We start from the raw sequence: 20,737 nt of genomic DNA on the forward strand, positions 1-20,737 counted from the left end.
TATCTATTCAATAATTCTATTGAATAGATAAATTATGATTAACTTTGCCGCATAGAAAATTATAGATAGGGAAGTGCCCTTTAATAAATCAGGTCATGGAAATAAAATTAGGGTTAAAGGAAAACTGGAAACAATTCACCCTGTTGGTATTGGTAAATATGCTGGTGGGCGGAATGGTGGGGCTTGAAAGAACAGTTGTTCCTTTAGTTGGTACTGAAGAATTTAAGATTGGATCAGACATTGTTGTATTTTCCTTTATCATAGCTTTTGGGGTAGTTAAAGCATTCACAAACCTGGTTTCAGGTGTACTGGCGGATAAATACACCCGAAAACGGGTCCTCATTCTTGGATGGCTGGTAGGTCTGCCAGTACCTTTCCTGCTTGCATGGGGCAATAGCTGGAACTGGATTATTATTGCTAATATTCTGCTGGGAATAAGCCAGGGTCTTGCCTGGTCTATGACGGTGAACATGAAAATAGACCTTGTTGGTCCGAAGAAACGCGGTTTAGCAATGGGATTGAATGAGGCAGCAGGATATGGTGCAGTGGGGTTCACTGCTTTACTGACTGGCTACCTGGCTTCCAGATATGGCCTGAGGCCAGCACCTTTCTATATTGGTATTTTTTATACAGTTGCCGGATTAATACTCTCCATACTGGTGATTAGAGATACCCGCGATTATGCCCGGCTCGAGTCGGCACAGGTAGCACAACAGCAAATAACAGAAGAAAAATTTCATAAACCCGATTTATTATGGGTGTTCAGAGAAACCTCGTTTAAGAATAAGAACCTGTTTGCCGTATCACAAGCAGGCTTAATAAATAATCTGAATGATGGCATGTCATGGGGTGTATTCCCATTGCTGTTTATATCGGCAGGTGTAAGTCTGGAAGGTGTTGGCTGGATTAAAGCCGTATATCCGTTTGTGTGGGGAATTGGCCAGGTAATTACTGGTCCGCTGGCCGACAAAATCGGAAGAAAGCCATTGATCGTATGGGGAATGTTTGTTCAGGCTATAGGCCATGTGGTGATTGGACTTGAGTTTCTTTCTCCTTTCATGAGCGGATTAATTGGCTCCATATTGCTTGGAATCGGAACGGCTATGGTTTACCCTGCATTGCTGGCGGCTGTCAGCGATACAGCTCACCCTTCCTGGAGAGCCTCTTCCCTCGGTGTTTACAGGTTTTGGCGCGACATTGGTTATTCAGTAGGTGCTTTGATGGCAGGAATTGTAGCTAGCTTCTTCGGACTTATCTGGGCTGTGCATATTGCCGGCATCATCACCTTTTTATCCGGATTACTGGTACTGATTCGAATGAAGGAAAAGAAACCTTATGAATAAAACAAAATGCAAATCCGTTGAACTATATTTTTTCATGATAGCGGTTTATGTTAAGGCAATTTTAAACTAAAAACTAAACTATCAATCTATATTCCTGCTATACAATAAAAGAATAAAAACATCCACAGTAGATAAGTTGGAGCTTTAAAAATTACAGATCAGGTTACAGTCTTAAAAATCGATTTATTATTTAATTCCGAATTTGTATCTTGATCCCTCAAGAATGCAATCCTGAACCTATGCTACAATACTGGCTAACATTCGTAAGGATAATACGATGGCCCAATCTACTGTTTATTTTTCTGACACAGCTGCTTTTTGAATATTGCGTGATTCTGCCCGCATTAAGGGGAACAGGTATTACTCCGCAGCTTGGAGTTATTGATTTTTCCATGATAACCTGCACTTATCTCTTATTAGCTGCTGCAGGCTATATTATTAATGATTATTTCGATTTGTCGATAGATGTTATTAATAAACCTGATAAGGTATTTATTGGAAATGGAATTAGTAAAAAAGGTGCTTTATCTCTCTATGTGGGAATGAACCTGATGGCAATAGCTTTGGCTGTGGTAACAGGTATCCGGCAGCATAGCCCCGCTCTGATCGTTTGTGTCGCACTAAGCGCCTTACTATTATTTTGTTATTCAGCTATTTTTAAGAAGCGTTTTCTGATTGGTAATTTATTGGTAGCTGTTATTACTGCCAGTGCAATACCCATTCTCATTCTTGCCGAACCGGCATTTGAACAGATGTTGAGTAATCAAAGTATTCCAATATTCAAATTTATTGTAAATGCAACGCTTGCCTATACCTGCTTTGCTGTGGTAATCTCATTTGCAAGAGAACTAATAAAGGATCTTGAGGATGTAAAGGGAGATATAATGTATGGTGGACGCACAATTCCCATTGTACTTGGTACTAAGGTTGCCCATACAATAGCTTCAGTAAGCCTTCTAGGGGTTATTGGAATGCTATTTGTAATACTGCCGGAACTTTGGATGAATGATAAACCAGTGAGTATTATATTGATTGTCTATTCAGTTTTACTGATCATTTCACCATTGTTATGGATTATTTATAAAGTTTTTAGCTCAGATTCTCCGGAAGATTATCATCGGCTAAGTACTTATATTAAAGGAGTAATGCTTACAGGCATCTTATCTATGCCATTGATTCAATATTTATTCGCCTAGGTTCATGCAGTTGTTAAAGTTTGGAACAAGTCTGGTGCTAAGGGTTTGCCGGATTTTGATTAGTCGGAAGAAGGAAAAGAGATGGGCAGAAACTTATCTTGCAAACCTGGAATCTGAAGCAGATGCCAATTTACCAACTGACACCGCTAAGAAGATAGTGAATGCCTATAGCATCTATCTTCCTATGGTTATCGATGCATTTACGCAGGTAGACGGACGCCATACCTCGTTGGACGAGAAAAAAAGAATACTTCAATACTTCGTTTGTAGTACCACCTTCGACGACTTTACCGACAATAATGAATTAACCCAGGAACAATTAAATGAGATCTCCTTTGGTTATTCGGCTTATCAGCCTCAAACTGTTCAGGAACGGTTATTTCTCTATTGCCATGTAAAGCTAAAACAGTTTGTAAAAGATCAAACTGGTTATTCGCATGCAACTCATGCTTTATTTCAAGCACAGGTAGATTCTGGTAAACAAACCGATCCTACTATACCAGATGATGAATTATTTAGAATAACCATTGAGAAAGGGGCATATTCCGTTCTGCTGTGCAGCTTTTATATGGAAGATGGTATGTTGTCTGATCGCTGGCAGGAGTGCTGGTTTCAACTAGGTGCAATCATTCAGCTGACAAACGATTTGTTTGATATTTGGAAAGATGTCAGAGATGGATTTCAAACTTTGCCTGTAAGAACTAAAGATGCAGACCAATTATATCTTACATTTACGGAAATGGTAGATAAACTCGAGGGATTGATTGATAATTTGCCAGTACCTGATTCGCGCAAGTGGAAGTTTAGGATGAATATGATGTCGATCTGCTCTTTCAGCGATATGGCAATTCAGCAACTCAGAGCCATCCAGCAAGAACATGGAAAGATGCCGGAATTAAATACTCTTCCCCGTAAGGCATTGATTATTGATATGGAGAAAATCGGGAATATCTGGCATTGTATGCGTTTTACCTATCAGCGTTGCCGTAAATAGACTAATTTTTAACCCATGAAATTGTACATCGAACCCCCCCGCCTGATTCTACGGGATTTTTTAAATGAAGACTGGGCCACTCTGCATTCACTTTATTTAATGCCGGAAACTGTAAGATATAACCCCAGCGGCTATCCCGAAAATGAAGAAGCTACCCGGAAATTGGTAAAAACTTGGTCGGAACAACGTTATTCTGCAACAAGAGAAGCGTATACTGCTGCTATTATTGAGAGAGCCAGCAACAGCTTCATTGGGATAATATCTCTCGACTTAGGAGATTCCAAATACGCTAAAGGAGAAATCTGGTATAAGTTATTACCTGGTTTCTGGGGAAAAGGATTTGCTACCGAGGCAATGATACATATGCTTAGCTTTGGCTTTTACCAATTAAACCTGCATAGGGTAGAATGTGGTTGCAGTGTTCATAATATTGCATCTTACAAAATAATGGAAAAGGTGGGAATGACCAGAGAAGGGGTTAAACGCAAAGTACTGCCTTTGGAAGATGGGTGGCATGATGCCTACATTTATGGGATACTGGAGGCTGAATTCAAATATCAAACTGCTTAAAAAAATAGTTTGATATTTGAATGCAAAAGTTTATTGTTCGCGATATATTATTTTCCTTTCCTGGTAAGCACTAGGAATTTTATCTACATAAACAATTCTGGAAATCCAGTTGCCCGTCTTGTCATATTTATATTGAAAAACATATTCCGTTAAGCCATCTTCCTCTGCATCAAGTACCCAATACTTTTTAGTACTTACTTCATCATTCGAATTGTACTCATAAGAAGTTTCTTCATTATTGCTTTTCATCCAGATCAATTGCCCTTTTTCGTTGTACCTGAATTCAGCTTTTCCATTAAGTATTCCTCCATTTGTCTCAGTCATGGAGCATGAAAGTCCATCTGCCGTATATTCCGACTTTCGAACAATGGATTTAGAATTGCCAAGTACTATACTATCTTTTTCCGGTCTACCCTTCTTATTATATCTCGAATAGTAAGTGTATTGAAGTTGTTTTTTCTCTTTATCCTTAAACCATTGGGTTACCATTAAATTGTTGCTCTCATCATAAGTTCGGTTGGCATACCCTTTCTCACATAAGGTATAAAAACCATCCTTATCGGCCTCAAATTGCATGAGTGCAGGAAATGTTTCACTATCCTGCACATCCCCTTTTATTGGCTCGCCTCCATCGCTGAGGTAAACATTGTACGAGTAAATACTATATGCACTCACATTACCCTTAAGATCATCATTTGTTAAGTCGCTTATTGGTTTTATACCTGCATGTGCAGGAGATTTAAAAAACATAAAATAGCTTCCAATACCAGCTCCTGCCAATACCAATAACAATATTGTGAGGATACTATTTTTATTGCTTTTAGCTTCTTCGGGCATTGGAATGTATGCCGAATGCTCAACCGGGATAGAAGGTATACCATTATTATATTCAACCAGTGGTTCTGATGCTTTAGTCATACCTGGTGCCGTATCCTGCTGCTGGTTGGATTTTGGTAATAATTGTAAAAGTTCCTGTTTTTCCTGTTCGTATTGTTCTTTACCCAGGATACCTTTTTCGTATAAGCCATGCAGTTGTTCCAGCCGACTATAAACTTCCGTTCTGTTTGGTCCGTTTGCGATAGGAACTCCTTTCACTGAGGCTGCCGGATTGGCTGATCCATAGGCTGTAGGATACTCCTGTTCCATCTCTTCATCAAAACTCATATAATCATCAACCTCTCTGACAAGAGTAAAATACATACCAACAATACAAATAAAAATACAGGCAAAAAAACCTACAGACAGCATAGTATACAGCTTCAGATCATATTCCTGGTTGGTAAGATTTACCATTGCATTACTAAACTTCATCTCTATTAGCCGGATCATTACAAATATCAGAATGGTACCAAGTAATCCTATGAAATACTCATTGATAGCAGGTTTTTTTCTAGTGAGGCGCAGAAAAATATTATATGCAGCAAAAATCGGAACCAGGTAAACAAGATATAATACCTTAAACCAGATTAGATTCAAATCCTTTACTACAGAGGAAGCTACCCATCCTCCGTTTCCTATTCTCACAGGTAATGTCCATCCACTGGTATAGCTGGGGGCTCCCGGAAAAATAAACCACGGTAGAAAAAAGGACGCAATCAGGAATAATGAAAGAAAAAAGGTGGGCTTAATATTTTTAATATTCATTGGATAGGTTTTGCATAGAATTCGCCAACAAATATATATATAAAATAATATTTTTCTATGTGAAGAGAAGATTACTAGATAAGTAGTCTGCATAATTATTTGAAAAAGTAGCTCCGGATTTTAAGCAAACCGATGTTAACGGTAGTGAAGTTGCCTTATCTAGCCTGCGTGGCAAATATGTACTGATCGATTTCTTGCCGCGGCGAGAATCCTAATGATCGTAAAGCATATGATGCTTTTAAAGGAAATAACTTCATATCACTCGATGAAAAAGCTATTAAGGATGATAAACTTCCCTGGATTCATTGTAACAATTTGTCCTTCACAGCCGTTCAAGTAATGCCAAAACCCACATTTATGAAAAAAATCTTACTGTTAGCTATTTCATTAGTCACTCTTTTTGCCTGTAGAAAAGAAGATGCAAATCACAGAACAGAATCAATTACAAAAGGAGAGAAGTTCGGGATTAAGATCGGCGATAATGCGGCAAGCGTATATGCAAGTATTCAGCGCCTGGCAGAAAGTAAAGGATTTTATGATCTTTCAGTTGTTGATCAGCCAACCTATAATACTCCTCTTGAAATAGGTAAAAGAATGACCCTCTATACAGCCATTACATTTGAACTTAAGGATGTGGTCTATCCTTCCCGTGTAATCGTAATGTTTAGTGATAATAAGGTGAGTGATATCAGTGCCGGCAGCGCACTACCTGAGGATATTGCAAAATGGCCTGCAAGCGGGGCAGAAGTAATTAATAAGGGAGATGATCTCAATAACTTTTACGACAAGTTAATGGCAATACACAATAACCATCAGCTGGATGGGTACATTTTCAGATTAGGTTCCAAAGCCCTGAACCAGCCATATGACACAGCAATGGATAATTTCGAAAGATGGCATTTTTCTTATTCTGAAAATAATGGAGAACGATCCACATTTACACTTTATTTTAAAAATGGTATACTTGAGAAGATCTATTATGAGTACGATAAGTCTTTAGTAGTAAATTGATGTATGATGTGTGGTAGACTTACAATTCCATTGCAGTAATTTCCCGGATTCAAACATTTCCCCCTCAACCATTGTTGTTGCTATACATTTTATTTGTTCTACCCGACTGCTTTTTATGCAGTCTGTTTAAAAACCCAAATTATGTATTATAGCAACGGGAATTACGAAGCATTTGCCAGACCTGTTAAGCCTGAGAACGTGGACAAGAAATCGGCCTACCTTGTTGGTTCTGGTTTGGCATCCATGGCCGCCGCTGTTTTTTTGATCCGCGATGCCCAGATGAAAGGCTCAAATATTCACATCTTCGAAGAACTGAAACTTCCTGGGGGTAGCCTGGATGGAATCTTTCAACCTAAAGATGGATTTATTATCCGTGGTGGCAGAGAAATGGAAAATCACTTTGAATGTCTATGGGATCTCTATCGCTCAGTACCTTCCCTGGAAATTAAGGATGCTTCCGTTTTGGATGAATTTTATTGGTTGAATAAAAGAGATCCTAACTTCTCACATATGCGCGCTACCATGAATCAAGGGCAGAGTGCGCACACAGACGGTAAATTTACACTTACAGATAAAGCAACAGAAGAAATCATCAAGCTATTCCTGACTTCAGAAAATGAGTTAGCTGATAAACGCATCACTGATGTTTTTTCGGATGACTTCTTTCAGTCAAACTTCTGGCTATATTGGAGGTCTATGTTTGCGTTTGAAGATTGGCACAGCGCCATGGAAATGCGCAGGTATATTTTGAGATTCATTCATCATATTGGAGGATTACCAGATTTATCGGCATTGAAATTTACCAAGTATAATCAATACGAATCACTGGTGCTTCCGCTCATTTCTTTTCTGAAAGATAATGGAGTACAATTCGAATATGAAGCCGAAGTAAAGAATGTATTAATTGATATTAAGGATGGCAGGAAAGTAGCCAGGAAGTTGATTTATGAACAGGGCGGCAAATCAAAGGAAATAGAGCTTACAGAAAATGATCTGGTATTTATTACTAATGGTAGTATTACTGAAAGCTCAACATATGGAGACCAACATACTGCTGCTGTAATGAATTCCTCTCCAGGTGGTAGTTGGAACCTCTGGATGAATCTGGCTGCCCAGGATAAAGCATTCGGACACCCACAGAAATTTTGTGGCCATATCGACCAAACAAATTTTGTTTCAGCAACAGTAACAACCCTCGACAAAAGAATTCCTCCATATATAGAGAAAATCTGCCAGCGGGATCCCTTCGCCGGTAAAGTGGTAACCGGAGGTATTGTGACCGTTAAGGATTCGAATTGGTTATTGAGCTGGACATTTAACCGCCAACCACATTTTAAGGCGCAACCAGACACTCAGTTGGTTGGATGGATTTATGGTCTGTTTTCCGATAAACCGGGAAATTATGTAAAGAAAACCATGAAGGATTGTAGCGGGGTAGAAATTACCCAGGAATGGCTCTACCATATGGGGGTGCCTATTAATGAGATTAATGAAATGGCTGAAAATTCGGCTAATACTATTCCTTGTATGATGCCATATGTGATGTCTTATTTTATGCCACGTAAAGCGGGCGACAGGCCTCATGTTGTTCCGCAGGGTTCTATTAATCTGGCTTTCATTGGTAATTTTGCAGAAACGGAAAGAGATACCGTGTTTACAACCGAGTATTCGGTGCGTACTGCCATGGAAGCGGTGTACAGGCTATTGAATATTGATAGGGGAGTACCAGAGGTTTTTGCTTCAGCCTATGATATAAGAGCATTATTAAGTGCGTCTGCAAAAATGATGGATGGTAAGAAGTTGTTGGATATGAAAATACCTTTCTTCCTGAAATATATAGAAAAGAAAGCTATCGATAAAAGTAAAGGCACTATTATCTATGATATGCTGAAAGATTCTGGCTTAATATAATTAAAAATGGATAGGAGAAAGCCCAATTTCGATGAAATCCTGTAGGGGCAGGGTTTACCCCTGCCCGGTCTAAGGTAAAGGAAATAAATCCAACAATCTGATATCAGGAATTCATGAAAGCTATCTCTTGTAAAATTAGCAGTTAAACTGTCTTAGATGGTGATCGGCATGTTTATAAGCCAACATACCAATCTGACTGGTAGTTACTCTACCAAAAAATGGATGGATAAAATCGAACTCTACAAAATTTTCATATTCTTCCAATAATCCGATCCAAATCTTCTTCTGCAATTCTACATTACCGTCATAGGTAATTACCAGGTCGGGAGTTGAGGGGGCATTACGCCTCAGAGGGGCCTCATTTTTTAAAATACTCTTTAATACAAATCGGCCAACCAGTTTTCCAATCAGCACCTGTTTGTAGGTTGTTTTCCCCTGGGCCATTTCTTCCCATAAGGAACAATGTTTTAACATCTGATAGGGTGTCATTTTACCCCAAACAGGAGTGCTGTTTTCATGTAAAAAGACAACCCTCCTTATTATTTCATCTCTGGTGTTTTTATCAAAAATCGTTTTCATAGAAGTTTTGTTTAACGGAGATATCTACCAAAGATATCAGAAAATGGTGCAATTTTTAGGGGGGTAAACAGACAAAATACGGGTTATTTCGGTAATTCCCAGTTCCAGATTACTACATCCCATTCCCCAAGCTCGTCTTTATAGGTATGGATAGATTTAAATCCTACCTTACTGTGGGCGCGCTGGGATCTGTGATTGGAGGTGGAAATTTCCGTTACCAATAACTCATACTGTTGAGAATATATGTTTTTATGTTGTTGATATAACAATTGAAAAACTCCTTTTCCCCTGTAGTCCGGGTGTACACAAACCTGCCCCATAACATAATAGTTGTAACTGCTCACAGGTCGGTTATTATATTCCAACGACCCAACATGATTCAACATCGTGGCTAATGGGGGGTATACTGTAGCTGCATCCGGAGGTAGCACAAGGGCATAACCCACAACAAGGTCACCATCTTTTACTATAATACTGGGTGTAATCTGATGTAGTTGCTGTAATACTTCAAAGTCATACGACCAGGTTACAAAACCATCCTTTGCCTTTTCTTCTGCTGTCAGGGTTTTGATATTATTGGCGGATGATAATGCAGCTATTTGTAGAAGTTCCGATTCATTACCAACGATTGTTCCTTGCATAGTTTCTTACTTTTCATCATTTTGCATAACTAAATTAGTGTTTTTCAACCTGTTTATCGGAATATTGACTTTTGGGTTACTATAAAATTCAAAAGAATTTGTTATTTAAAGGATTAATACAACAAGCAACCTATGCTAAAAGAAGAATTATCAACCATTTCACTGGAAACCAAAGTAACCCGGAGGTGGACCAGCCAAATATTAACGAACCTTACATTCTGGGTACTTATTGCCATCATAGCAGGTGTGTTGCTTGGGTATTATGCACCAGCTACTGCTGTGAAAATGGAGGTGATTGGAAAAACGTTTATAGATATTATAAAGCTATTTATTGCACCCATCATCTTTTTAACAATAGTACTGGGAATCAGCGGAATGGATAGCCTCAGAAAGGTTGGACGGATAGGTATTAAATCGCTTTTGTATTTTGAAGTGGTTTCTACCTTATCACTGGCGATAGGAATATTAATGGCTCTTGTTTTACAACCCGGTAGAATAGATAAGACGCAGCTCGATTTGCAGAATGCTTCTAAATATACCTCCAATGCCGGTAAGAGCTTTGATTGGGGTGCTTTTTTCGCCAGTAATCTGACTTTGCAGGTGCTGGTAGCAGCCATAGTAATAGGCATTTTACTGAGTTTCTCCAGGCACCGGAAAACGGTCGTACTACGTTTGGGTCAGGTTTCTAAATGGGTATTTACAGCTTTGAAATATGTGATGTATCTGGCGCCGTTGGGAGCGTTCGGGGGAATGGCATTTACTGTTGGGAAATTTGGATTGCATACTTTGGTACCATTAGCTAAGTTGATGCTTACCATGTATTTGACCATGTTTTTGTTTATTGTTCTGTTATTAGGTGGAATTTTGAGGTATTACAAAATGAGTATCTGGAAATTCCTCAAGTACATCAGAGAAGAACTTCTGCTAGTTTTAGGTACATCTTCCTCAGAATCTGCTCTTCCTTCCATTATGATGAAACTGGAGAAGCTTGGCTGCAGTAAGTCGGTAGTGGGATTAGTAGTACCTACCGGATACTCATTTAACCTGGATGGTACTTCTATATATTTATCTATGGCCGTAATGTTTATTGCCCAGTTGTACGATGTAAAACTGAGCATTTTTGAGATGCTTACAGTAATAGGGATTCTTATGCTCACCTCTAAAGGAGCAGCTGGAGTTACGGGTAGCGGATTTATTGTTCTGGCTTCTACTTTGGCAGCCTTGCACAGAATTCCGGTTGAAGGACTGGCTTTCTTATTGGGCGTAGACAAATTTATGAGTGAAGCCAGGGCTATTACCAATATTATTGGAAACGGAGTAGCTACTATTGTCATAGCTAAGAGTGAAAAAGAATTTCAGCCAGTTGGGCCCTCTATTGAAATAGGGAAAACAGCAGTGGCTAATTAAGAATGATATAGCTCCTTTAACTGTTTGAAAATTTTCGTTAGTTCGGGATTCTCCTCGTACGGAGCCGGAGATTCTTTGATCCGCTCCTTTACGTAATTAATCCTGTCTTTGGTTAACGGGTGAGTGCTTAAAAAGGTAGGTATTTTAATCTTTTGATCGATAGACGATAGTATATCCAGGAGTTTAACCATTCCCTGCTGATCAATCTTATTTTTTCTTAGAATGGCAAGGCCCTCTATATCTGCCTCCTTCTCATATTCCCTGGAATAAGTAAGGGAGCTTAATGTATTGGCTTGCGATGATAAGGTTGAAGTTACACTGCCTATATTGCTGAAGAACGCCGAGACTATTATAGAGGTGCTCATGTCTTTACAGAGCTTCCGAACAGAGTGACGATACTCGACATGCGATACTTCATGCGACAATAGCGCAGCCAGTTCCTCTTTTGTATTAATTTTCTTTAGTAGCTCTTCATACACAACGATATGTCCACCTGGCAGTGCATAAGCATTGATAACAGAGCTTTTAGCCACTTCAAACGTAAAAGTATCCTTAGAATTCCAGTTTATCTGCTTTGCAAAGCGCGTTAACAGATCACTACCAGTAGTATCAATTTTTTCATGGATGGTTGATCTGGCCAAATCGCCTAATTCCCGATCAAAAGATTTTGGAAGTTGTTTGGCAATCACATCACCAAGGAAAGGCAGAACTAAAAAGTAAATGATCAGGAAAATGCCTAATAATAAAGCTGCCAGGCTAATGGCAGCTTTATTTCCATTTCTTATTACCCAGCCGTACAAAGACTTCTTTTGGCGGAAGGGATAGTATGAAGTAAATGCCTGAATGCACTCTGGATCAGTTATTTCTAAACCACCTTCTGTTGGATGCTTAATTTTCAAAACCCGTTTGTTAAACGTCTCGGCATTAATTTCACTATAAAGCCAGGAGATTTTGCGAGTATTGTCTTCCAGAAAGTGAAAATCAAGATGTTCAGAATGGATTTGAATATCAACGGCGGTTAGTGCAGCAGTTTGGTTATCGAAGTAGTTGCCCGGATACATTTGAAATTTACTTAGATGATGCTAATGTCAAGAAAATCAACCAAATCCTCACCCATAGCGTTGCTATACTCTTCTTCAGTTTGAGAAAGTTCTTCAAGCTGAATATCACCATCAATTGCTATATTCTCTGCTATGAATTTAAAGAGGTTTATCTGCGCCCATGCAAAACCAAAGCCCAGTGTAAAAATGATAATGATTAAGTTCAGAATGAGTACACCGGCAAATTTACCACCTGTGGCAGTAGAGCGGAAATTGTAGCTTTTATCGCCATGTACCATTTTCAGGTTATCGATATAATATTTGAAAAGATCTGCTTGCCACCAGAAACCATAGATACCTAAAGTAATGAGAGTAAGGAAATATCCTTTAATGTTTAAAACAAAAAACTCCCATCCATCTCCCTTATATGAAAATTCGGCACTGCCAAATTTAAGATTGCCAATTACGTAGTTACGAATTTTCATTATCATCCAGGAGCCATAGATTCCAGCAGTAATAATGGTCAGAAACATTTCTTTCAAAAACATTTTGAAGAATACATTTCTGTCACCACGGTATCCGAATCTGATTCCTCTCCAGGAAGTTCTTGAAAAGCGGTAACGCAATGATCCATGAATAGCCAGAGGAATGATTACCATTATTCCAACAAAGTAAACGATAGCTCCAACTGCCTTATGCACAAGGCTGGCCAGTGTAATGTTGAGTACTACCAGGGCAATGATTAATCCAATCGCTTTAATAAAGCCTTTAAACATTTCATTTCCGGTACCGCTCCAGGTAAAGCCCGACTTTTCCAGTTCAGTGGAAGAGTACAGATAATCCAGTTTTTTAGCTTTAGCCCATGGATAGTATAGCCCTAGAGTGACCATACATAAAAGCGCATTCACAATTAAAATTCCGAAATAAGTACCACCGCTTCCAATAAAATTCAGTTTTGGCTGATTGATCAGATCTTTTGGCGGGGTAGCCGAATAGACTTGTTGCATAGGTTTGTTATAGGTTAATTTTTTGGTTACAAAAAACAATAATATTGATTTTTTCTCAATATTTTATTCGCCCCTTATTATTGAATGTTTAAAAAATGACTTTAAAATGCAACATTGTTGCATTTTAGTTCTATATTTGCTCCGATCATTTATGTAATTCTTAAATTAGTAATCAATGAGTGTACAGGAGTCTTATGATGCAATTATAGTTGGTGGAAGTTTTGCTGGTTTATCTGCCGCCATGGCATTGGGAAGAGCGCGAAAACGGGTATTAATCATAGATAGTAATCAGCCTTGTAATAAACAAACCCCTCATTCGCACAATTTTATTACACAGGACGGTGAAAAACCGGCAGTTATTAAGGAGAAGGCCTTGCAACAGGTTTTGCAATATGAAACGGTGAAACTATTGGAAGATTTAGCTATTGATGTAATTCCTTCAGATAAACGTTTTGACGTTCAAACTCAAAACAATGGAACCATTACTACCAGGAAAGTACTGTTTACAACCGGAATAAAAGATACATTACCGGATCTGCCAGGTTTTAAGGAATGTTGGGGTATTTCATTGATCCATTGTCCTTATTGCCACGGTTACGAAGTAAGGGATATTCCCTTAGGAATTATAGCAAATGGCGATATGGCTATGCATTTTGTAGAGCTGCTCCTGGGTTGGAGTAAAGACCTGATTTTGCTAACTAATGGACCATCAATGCTAACTGAAGAACAATTAAAGGCGATTGCCAGACATCAGGTAAAGGTACTCGAAACACCAGTTAAAGAGATTTTACACAAAGATGGTTACATGAATGCTGTAACACTGGCAGACGGAGATACTATTCCATTAAACGCTGTGTTTATCAGAGCTGAGCCTTCACAACATTCTTCAATCCCGGAAGCGCTGGGGTGTGAAATAGGTAAGAATGGGTTGATAGTAGTAGATGAACTCAATCATACATCGGTACCAGGAATTTATGCGGCAGGGGATAACAGTAATATGTTCAGAGCCGTTTCCATCGCTGTAGGTGCAGGAACTAAAGCCGGAGCAAGCATCAACAGAGATTTATTGCTGGAGGATTTTTAAGTAATATACTTCTTGGTTGCCGGCAAGGGAACCCGGCAACCATATAATATAATTTAGCTGATAATACCCATCATATGTTCTATTGCTCCTTTTGAATGCAATGCAATAGTTTGATCCACTGAAATCTGAGCAATTTCTCTTGTTCTTTCAAGCATCTTTTCCTCATAATATTTTAATGCAGCATGTACGCTGGTAAACTGATCATTTGTTAAGCAGTTACTTAGCTCCAGTGCATCCTGCATGGCCATATTCACTCCCTCTCCTGCATAAGGTGGCATGAGATGTGCCGCATCGCCCAGCATAGTCAGGTTATTTGCAGTTTCCCATGTCTGATCCGTTGGCATACCCATTAATGGCCGTACAACAAATGGTGTAGCTGCATGTTCAAATAATGGAAGCCAGAATTCAGACCAGGTTGGGAAATGTGTTTTAAACCATGTACTTACAGCCTGATTATCAGATAAATCTGGACAGCTTTTCAGATGCCAGTCGGCCCTGGCATTAAAGCCAATATAGTAGGTGAGGCTTCCATCTCCTTTACTGCTAATGATAAGTGTTTGCTCGTTGCCCATCGCAAATACTTTACCTCCTTTCACGAGGTCATTAATTTCAGGAATGGTATCTGCTGCATTGTAAACGCTTCCTTCTATAATGGTAACACCCGAATAAACCGGAGTAATGGAAGTAATCGCCGGTCTGATCTTTGAATTGGCTCCATCTGCCGCAATTACTATATCCGCAATTTCTTTGTTCCCATTTTTAAACTGAAGTTCCCAGCTTTCGCCATGCGGTTGCAGATTGATAAGATAACTATCCCATACAACAGAATCCGATGAAAGTGAATCCAGCAATATTGTTCTTAATGGACCTCTGTCTATTTCCGGTCTGTCTGTTTCTTTTATAGTTTGATGCTCATCGTAAATTATAGTCGCATTCTGATCCGCAATTCTGATGTAATCGGCACCTGGCCTGTAGTTTTCCTTGAAAGCATTCATTAATCCGGCTGCTTCAAGAGCTGCCAGGCCCGACTCTTCATGCAGGTCTAACGTTGCTCCCTGCACTCTTACATGCCTATACTCATCCCGCTCAAATACTTTTACTTTAGCACCTTTCATTTGTAATAATCGGGCAAGTGTAAGACCTCCCGGTCCTCCGCCAACAATGGCGATAGTTTTATCTGTTATAAGTTTCATAGTTATTTTTTTAAAAGTCCGTCAATCACCGTTTCGCAGGCTGCCATCAGTATCTGTGGGGTAACAGGTTGACCGGATCGGTTTATGTGTTCGAAATATTCGTTTATTAAATCAGTAAGTGGCGCAAATAATAAAGCTCTCTGAACCGTAAATGGGAAGTCTTTAATCTTTCCTTTCTTTACTTGCAGTTCCAGGAATTGGTGTATTGGTGCAAAGTATTGCCCTTCTTTAATATTCATTTCCTGAAAGGCTTTGTTTAGCAGGGGAGAAGACTTTCCATATAGCATCAGTGCAAAGGCAGGCTGATTGGTCTTATAATATTCAAAACTCTTCATCCAAATATGTTTTACACCTTCTTCAAAAGTCATGTTATCATGCAAACCTTCAGTAATTGCCGCTTCATATGCTCCTAATACTTCTTCTATATAAAGCTTAATCAGCAAATCATCTTTATCTGCATATTTCAGATAAATAGTGCGGGGAGATATGTTAGCCGCTTTTGCCAACTTTTGCATACTGAGGTTTTCCAATCCTTCTTCCGCAATTAATTGTAAGGCCACCGACTTAATCGCCTGTTCTTTTTCCAGATTCTTAGGTCTCATGCATTTATATTATAGATACAAAGTAAGTAAATGTTTATTTACTTACAAAATATTTTTATAATTGATTGATTATTAATTTATTTTGAATATTTCTTTTGAAGAATAAGCGCGGGATGCCTTCTGTCGCCATTACTATGTTGTTCGTCTTTATAGTTTGAAGAATTCATTTTTATAAGGCAAATTGATATTAAAAAAATGAAGCCCACTTTAGTTAGGGTAATCTCCTATACCGGAATTCTCTTTATCACATCTTTGACCTTATGCTTCGTTCTTCAAAATCCACAGTCTTCACATCTGCAGCAACTGATTGCAACAGAAAATCAGTTTGCAAGGCAAGCTGCTGAAACGAATATTAAGCAGGCATTTTTAAGTGTAATGGATACAGGAGCTATTCTTTTCTCCGCTGGCCAACCGGTTAAGGGAGTTGACTTATACCGTCAAATGGGTGTCGATACCGCACAGCATCTTAGCTGGTATCCTTCATATGCAAGGGTTACTGCTGCCGGAGATCTTGGGTTTACCTGTGGGCCTTATTGGTACGAATACACGAGAAAAGACCACACAAAAAGTACGGGTTATTTCTTCAGTATCTGGATGAGAGACCTGAAAGGAGAATTCAGGCTACAGCTGGATGGGGGAGTAAGGCATACAAAAGATACAGCATCGTTGTTAAGAATGCCAATGGCAGATACCAATCTGTTTAGAAGTATAAATAATAATCCACCTGCCATCAATAATACTTCACCACAAACGGCATTTGAATTATTTAATAAAAAGATCAATAATGTACCATTGACTGCCTATCAATTAAATTTATCGGCCACTGTTTTGCTGGTAAGGCCTAACTATCCATTTTTACGGGAAAAAGAGAGCGTTTATAAATATCTTATGAAGGAAGATATCAGTTCAGTAAACTATAAAATACTTGGAGGAAAAAAAGCTCCTTCGGGCGAGATGTACTTCTATTATGGTAGAATAAAAGTACATCATCGCTCTGCGGTTCCTGCGGAAGAAGGATATTTTGTTCAGATCTGGAGAAATGAACCCGAAGGCTGGAAAATAATTGCGGAAGTATATCAGCCAGAGTAATCCACTCTGGTAATACATTTTATCGCCGTTGCTTCAGTTTAAGGTACTCTACTAATTGGGCGGGATGATCGCTTTGTAATCCCTGAATCTTTGTTTTTAATGCTGTATCCCACCATTCAGGTCCTTCTTTGGAAGATTGAACATCTAACCAAACAGATACTTTGTTTTTCTTTGTTACTTCCAGCAGTGATTGATCTGAAATATTATCGATAACGGCTAATTGGAATTTACCAAGAAAATCCTGAAGTTCTGCTGCGGTTTTAACTTCATCTGGCAAACTACTCATCAGAGGAACCTTTGGCGCTACACTTTTCCAGGCACCATATTGTTCAGGCGCATTAAGATATACAACTACTCTTTTTTCCATACCTGCAGCTTTGATCTGCTGCCAGGTGGTGGCTACATCTGCATCTTTGAAATCAAGATAAATATTCAGTCTCCCTTTACAGGCAGCCAGGACTTCCTTAAAGGTAGGTACTGTATATTGTTTACCATCCTTACTTTTAATATTCAACTTTTTAATTTCTTCAAAAGTAAGATCAGAAACTTTTCCTTGTCCATCTGTTGTTCTGTTAACTGTAGCATCATGCATCAATATAAGTTCACCGTCTTTGGTTGTACGTAAATCAATTTCTGCATAGTCTGCACCGCAGGCAATAGTAGCTTCTATTGCTGCAGTAGTGTTTTCTGGTACCGTAACATGATTACCCCTATGTGCAATTACAACAAGCTTATTTTTAGTTGCTGGTAATTGCTGTGCTTTAAGAGTAGAAAGACTTAATAATACAAGGGTACAGGAAATTGCAATTCTCTTCATTGCTATAAAGTTTTTGGAATAGGCGTGAGCGATAAAGATATATAAAATTACTAGCGCTTTCCTGTTTGCTCTAATTTTTCTCTGAATGTTTTAGGAGATACCCCCATAACTAGTTTAAAAGATCTACTAAAGGTATATTGATCCGGATACCCCATTTCGCTTCCGATTTCTTTGACGGATAATCGGGTGCTTTTTAGCAACTGACTTGCTTTTTGCATACGTAAAGAAGTAAATAGCTGGATGGGAGAGTACTTCGTTTTCTCTTTAAAAATAGCAGACAGGTAGGAGGCAGATAAGCAGGTAGCTTGTGATAAATCGGCCAATGTTAAATGTTGATCAAGTTTTTGTTTCATGATCTGAATACACTGTTCTATTATATTATCTGCTCCTTTTTTCATGTAATTGAAAACGGTAAGCCTGAACGTTCCAAGAAAGCTATAGAAACGGAAATTAGCGTATAAAAGATTTTCAATGTTATTCATCAGATCGAGATGATGAAGTATATCATCAAATTGAGCGTTTCTGCCTACCAGTGGAGGAATTGTATGTGGCTTCAGTGAGGTATCGAGATAATTGTAAATCTCTGATGCCAGCAGGCCGGAAAACTGTACTACGTAAATTCTCCATGGTGTTTCAACTGAAGGCCATGCATGAAAGGATATATAATTAGGCAGCAATACATATTGATTGGCTTTTATGGCTAATTTATTTTTACCAGATTCGAGCCATCCTTTTCCATGTGCTACATATAATAATGTATAGGATGCAATTCCTGTTGGCTCATTTAAGGATTGCGGCGCCTGTTCCGGATACAGGCCCATTGCAGTAATGAATAAGTTTTTCCCTAGTGGATGCTTTTCCAGCCTGCGTTTTAAATGTTCCGGAAGAATCCAGGCAGCTGTTGCATTAATTTGTTGGCTCATGGTTACAGTAATTTATGCCATTCTTTTCATAACATTCAACATTTTTTAACTCGGCGAATTTATCCATCTTCGCACTAGAGTAGCAGAGATTTATATTTCTGCCCACGTTTTGAAATCATTTATCAACCAATAGTAACCGGATATGCAGTTGCCATTAATTGACCTGGCAGTGATTGCCACTTACCTGATTTGTATGATCCTGGTAGGTGTGTGGTTTTCAAGGAAGAAAAGGAATGCGTCACAATTTACAACAGCTTCTGGAAATATTCCTGGTTGGGCGTTAGGACTTTCGTTGTATGCTACATTTTTAAGCAGTAATACTTTTTTAGGAGTACCCGGAAAAGCCTTTGGTACTAACTGGAATTCCTTCGTTTTTAGTTTGTCTATGCCAGCCGCTGCCTTCTTTGCAGCTAAGTATTTTGTGCCATTTTATAGGAGTAGCGGAGAAGTAAGTGCCTATACACATCTCGAACACAGATTCGGCCCCTGGGCCAGAACCTATGCTATGGTGTGCTTTATCCTGACTCAGTTAGCGCGTATGGGTAGTGTGTTTTTTGGTGTAGCATTGGCGCTGGAGGCATTAACAGGAATCGATATGCGTACTATAATGCTCATAACAGGTATATGTATTATAGTATATACTGTATTAGGTGGAATGGAAGCTGTGATTTGGACGGAAGTATTACAGGGAATTATTAAAACAATTGGTGCTGCCATCATTTTATGGTTAGTAATAGCGGGGATGGATAATGGTGTATCTGATATATTCAAAATCGGTATGCAGGAAGGAAAGTTTTCTTTGGGGAGCTATAGCCTGTCTGATTTTGGCTCGTCAACCTTCTGGGTGGTGTTATTATATGGTTTCTTTATCAACCTGAATAATTTCGGGATGGATCAGAACTATGTACAAAGATACCATACCGCCCGATCCGAGAAGGAAGCAAAAAGAAGTATCTGGTTATGTGTATACTGGTATGTGCCTGTTAGTTTGCTTTTCTTCTTTATAGGTACTTCTTTATTTGCCTATGTGCAACAGCATCCTGATGTAATTATGGCTGTAAAACAACAGGTTGCCACAGAACGGGGAGTAGCTATCGATACACTGTTGCCGGCAGATTATGGCGATAAAGTATTGCCCTGGTTTATGGTGATGAAAGTGCCGAAAGGAATACTGGGCTTAATTGTGGCCGCAATATTATCGGCCGCCATGAGCACTGTGAGCAGTGGTATGAATAGTGCGGCAACCGTATTTCTGAAAGATATTTATCAACGATATATAGATCCGGCTGTTACTCCTAAAAAAGAGATGAGGGTATTATATATAAGTACAACGGTCGTGGGATTACTAGCAATAGGTTTTGGTATTGCCATGATCGGCGTAAAGAGTATCCTGGATATCTGGTGGGAATTGTCAGGGATTTTTGCAGGAGGGATGCTGGGATTATTCTTGCTGGGAATTCTGTCTAAAACCCGAAATGCGGCGGCTGTAGGGGCAACAATGATTGGGATGCTGGTGATTTTGTGGATGTCATTATCGAAATATTTACCAGCAAATTTAGAGCGACTCAGAAATCCGTTGCACGTGAACATGATTATTGTAATTGGTACACTATCTATATTTCTGACGGGTATGCTGCTTGCACGCATGCAACGTCTAAAAACTTCTTGAAATTAAACCCGTTGTTT

Annotated in this window: 19 protein-coding genes; 10 read left to right on the forward strand and 9 right to left on the reverse strand. The window is 39.0% G+C overall.

Annotated features, from left to right (window positions below; genetic code table 11):
- The first annotated feature begins 95 nt into the window (after window positions 1-95).
- The 4 genes from DVR12_RS14750 (at window position 96) to DVR12_RS14765 (ending at window position 4,103) form a co-directional block, all read left to right on the forward strand.
- Window positions 96-1,343, forward strand: coding sequence for an MFS transporter (locus DVR12_RS14750; RefSeq protein ID WP_116976560.1), 1,248 nt, complete (start codon window positions 96-98; stop codon window positions 1,341-1,343).
- Between the two features lie 239 nt (window positions 1,344-1,582).
- Entirely contained in the window at window positions 1,583-2,539 is a 957-nt protein-coding gene (locus DVR12_RS14755; RefSeq protein WP_116976561.1) for a geranylgeranylglycerol-phosphate geranylgeranyltransferase, read from the forward strand.
- 4 nt (window positions 2,540-2,543) lie between these two features.
- The gene (locus tag DVR12_RS14760) at window positions 2,544-3,533 is read left to right on the forward strand and encodes a class 1 isoprenoid biosynthesis enzyme (protein ID WP_116976562.1); all 990 of its coding nucleotides are present in this window, start codon (window positions 2,544-2,546) and stop codon (window positions 3,531-3,533) included.
- Window positions 3,534-3,548: 15 nt separating this feature from the next.
- Window positions 3,549-4,103 (forward strand): GNAT family N-acetyltransferase, encoded by a 555-nt coding sequence (locus tag DVR12_RS14765; RefSeq protein ID WP_116976563.1) that lies wholly within the window; start codon window positions 3,549-3,551, stop codon window positions 4,101-4,103.
- Window positions 4,104-4,133: 30 nt separating this feature from the next.
- Here the strand turns inward: DVR12_RS14765 and DVR12_RS14770 are convergent, their stop codons facing one another.
- Window positions 4,134-5,747, reverse strand: coding sequence for an SHOCT domain-containing protein (locus DVR12_RS14770; protein ID WP_116976564.1), 1,614 nt, complete (start codon window positions 5,745-5,747; stop codon window positions 4,134-4,136).
- A gap of 357 nt (window positions 5,748-6,104) precedes the next feature.
- Here DVR12_RS14770 and DVR12_RS14775 point away from each other — a divergent pair, with 357 nt between their 5' ends.
- Together DVR12_RS14775 and DVR12_RS14780 are read left to right on the forward strand one after the other, a co-directional pair.
- A complete protein-coding gene (locus tag DVR12_RS14775) occupies window positions 6,105-6,758 on the forward strand; it encodes a hypothetical protein (protein ID WP_233522393.1) in 654 nt (217 codons plus the stop codon).
- Between the two features lie 141 nt (window positions 6,759-6,899).
- Window positions 6,900-8,669, forward strand: a complete 1,770-nt coding sequence (locus DVR12_RS14780; RefSeq protein WP_116976565.1) for an oleate hydratase — start codon at window positions 6,900-6,902, stop codon at window positions 8,667-8,669.
- A 135-nt stretch (window positions 8,670-8,804) separates the two neighbouring features.
- On the opposite strand, the gene DVR12_RS14785 is transcribed toward DVR12_RS14780, so the two are convergent.
- Both DVR12_RS14785 and DVR12_RS14790 read right to left on the reverse strand, forming a co-directional pair.
- Window positions 8,805-9,248 carry a DUF1569 domain-containing protein gene (locus DVR12_RS14785; RefSeq protein WP_116976566.1) on the reverse strand — a complete coding sequence of 148 codons (444 nt, stop codon included), beginning with the start codon at window positions 9,246-9,248 and terminating at the stop codon, window positions 8,805-8,807.
- An 83-nt stretch (window positions 9,249-9,331) separates the two neighbouring features.
- Entirely contained in the window at window positions 9,332-9,889 is a 558-nt protein-coding gene (locus DVR12_RS14790) for a GNAT family N-acetyltransferase (protein ID WP_116976567.1), read from the reverse strand.
- 132 nt (window positions 9,890-10,021) lie between these two features.
- Here DVR12_RS14790 and DVR12_RS14795 point away from each other — a divergent pair, with 132 nt between their 5' ends.
- Window positions 10,022-11,296 carry a cation:dicarboxylate symporter family transporter gene (locus tag DVR12_RS14795; protein ID WP_116976568.1) on the forward strand — a complete coding sequence of 425 codons (1,275 nt, stop codon included), beginning with the start codon at window positions 10,022-10,024 and terminating at the stop codon, window positions 11,294-11,296.
- Here DVR12_RS14795 and DVR12_RS14800 read toward each other — a convergent pair.
- Complete coding sequence (locus DVR12_RS14800) at window positions 11,293-12,357, reverse strand: M48 family metallopeptidase (RefSeq protein ID WP_116976569.1); 1,065 nt, start codon at window positions 12,355-12,357, stop codon at window positions 11,293-11,295. The two genes, DVR12_RS14795 and DVR12_RS14800, sit on opposite strands and share 4 nt — an antisense overlap.
- Window positions 12,358-12,368: 11 nt before the next feature.
- A complete protein-coding gene (locus DVR12_RS14805; RefSeq protein ID WP_116976714.1) occupies window positions 12,369-13,343 on the reverse strand; it encodes a YjgN family protein in 975 nt (324 codons plus the stop codon).
- A 175-nt stretch (window positions 13,344-13,518) separates the two neighbouring features.
- Between DVR12_RS14805 and DVR12_RS14810 the strand changes: the two genes are divergently transcribed.
- A complete protein-coding gene (locus DVR12_RS14810) occupies window positions 13,519-14,427 on the forward strand; it encodes an NAD(P)/FAD-dependent oxidoreductase (RefSeq protein WP_116976570.1) in 909 nt (302 codons plus the stop codon).
- A gap of 53 nt (window positions 14,428-14,480) precedes the next feature.
- Here DVR12_RS14810 and DVR12_RS14815 read toward each other — a convergent pair whose 3' ends face one another.
- The gene (locus tag DVR12_RS14815) at window positions 14,481-15,620 is read right to left on the reverse strand and encodes an FAD-dependent oxidoreductase (RefSeq protein WP_116976571.1); all 1,140 of its coding nucleotides are present in this window, start codon (window positions 15,618-15,620) and stop codon (window positions 14,481-14,483) included.
- Between the two features lie 2 nt (window positions 15,621-15,622).
- Window positions 15,623-16,222 carry a TetR/AcrR family transcriptional regulator gene (locus tag DVR12_RS14820; protein WP_116976572.1) on the reverse strand — a complete coding sequence of 200 codons (600 nt, stop codon included), beginning with the start codon at window positions 16,220-16,222 and terminating at the stop codon, window positions 15,623-15,625.
- 195 nt (window positions 16,223-16,417) lie between these two features.
- Between DVR12_RS14820 and DVR12_RS14825 the strand changes: the two genes are divergently transcribed.
- Entirely contained in the window at window positions 16,418-17,311 is an 894-nt protein-coding gene (locus tag DVR12_RS14825) for a hypothetical protein (RefSeq protein WP_116976573.1), read from the forward strand.
- 19 nt (window positions 17,312-17,330) lie between these two features.
- On the opposite strand, the gene DVR12_RS14830 is transcribed toward DVR12_RS14825, so the two are convergent.
- Window positions 17,331-18,128 (reverse strand): glycerophosphodiester phosphodiesterase family protein, encoded by a 798-nt coding sequence (locus DVR12_RS14830; protein WP_116976574.1) that lies wholly within the window; start codon window positions 18,126-18,128, stop codon window positions 17,331-17,333.
- A gap of 50 nt (window positions 18,129-18,178) precedes the next feature.
- Entirely contained in the window at window positions 18,179-19,051 is an 873-nt protein-coding gene (locus tag DVR12_RS14835; protein ID WP_116976575.1) for an AraC family transcriptional regulator, read from the reverse strand.
- Between the two features lie 142 nt (window positions 19,052-19,193).
- Here DVR12_RS14835 and DVR12_RS14840 point away from each other — a divergent pair, with 142 nt between their 5' ends.
- A complete protein-coding gene (locus DVR12_RS14840; protein WP_116976576.1) occupies window positions 19,194-20,720 on the forward strand; it encodes a sodium:solute symporter in 1,527 nt (508 codons plus the stop codon).
- Window positions 20,721-20,737: the final 17 nt, after the last annotated feature.

Origin of the sequence: Chitinophaga silvatica, assembly GCF_003419895.1 — a bacterium.
In the GTDB taxonomy this organism is placed as follows: Bacteria; Bacteroidota; Bacteroidia; order Chitinophagales; family Chitinophagaceae; genus Chitinophaga; species Chitinophaga silvatica.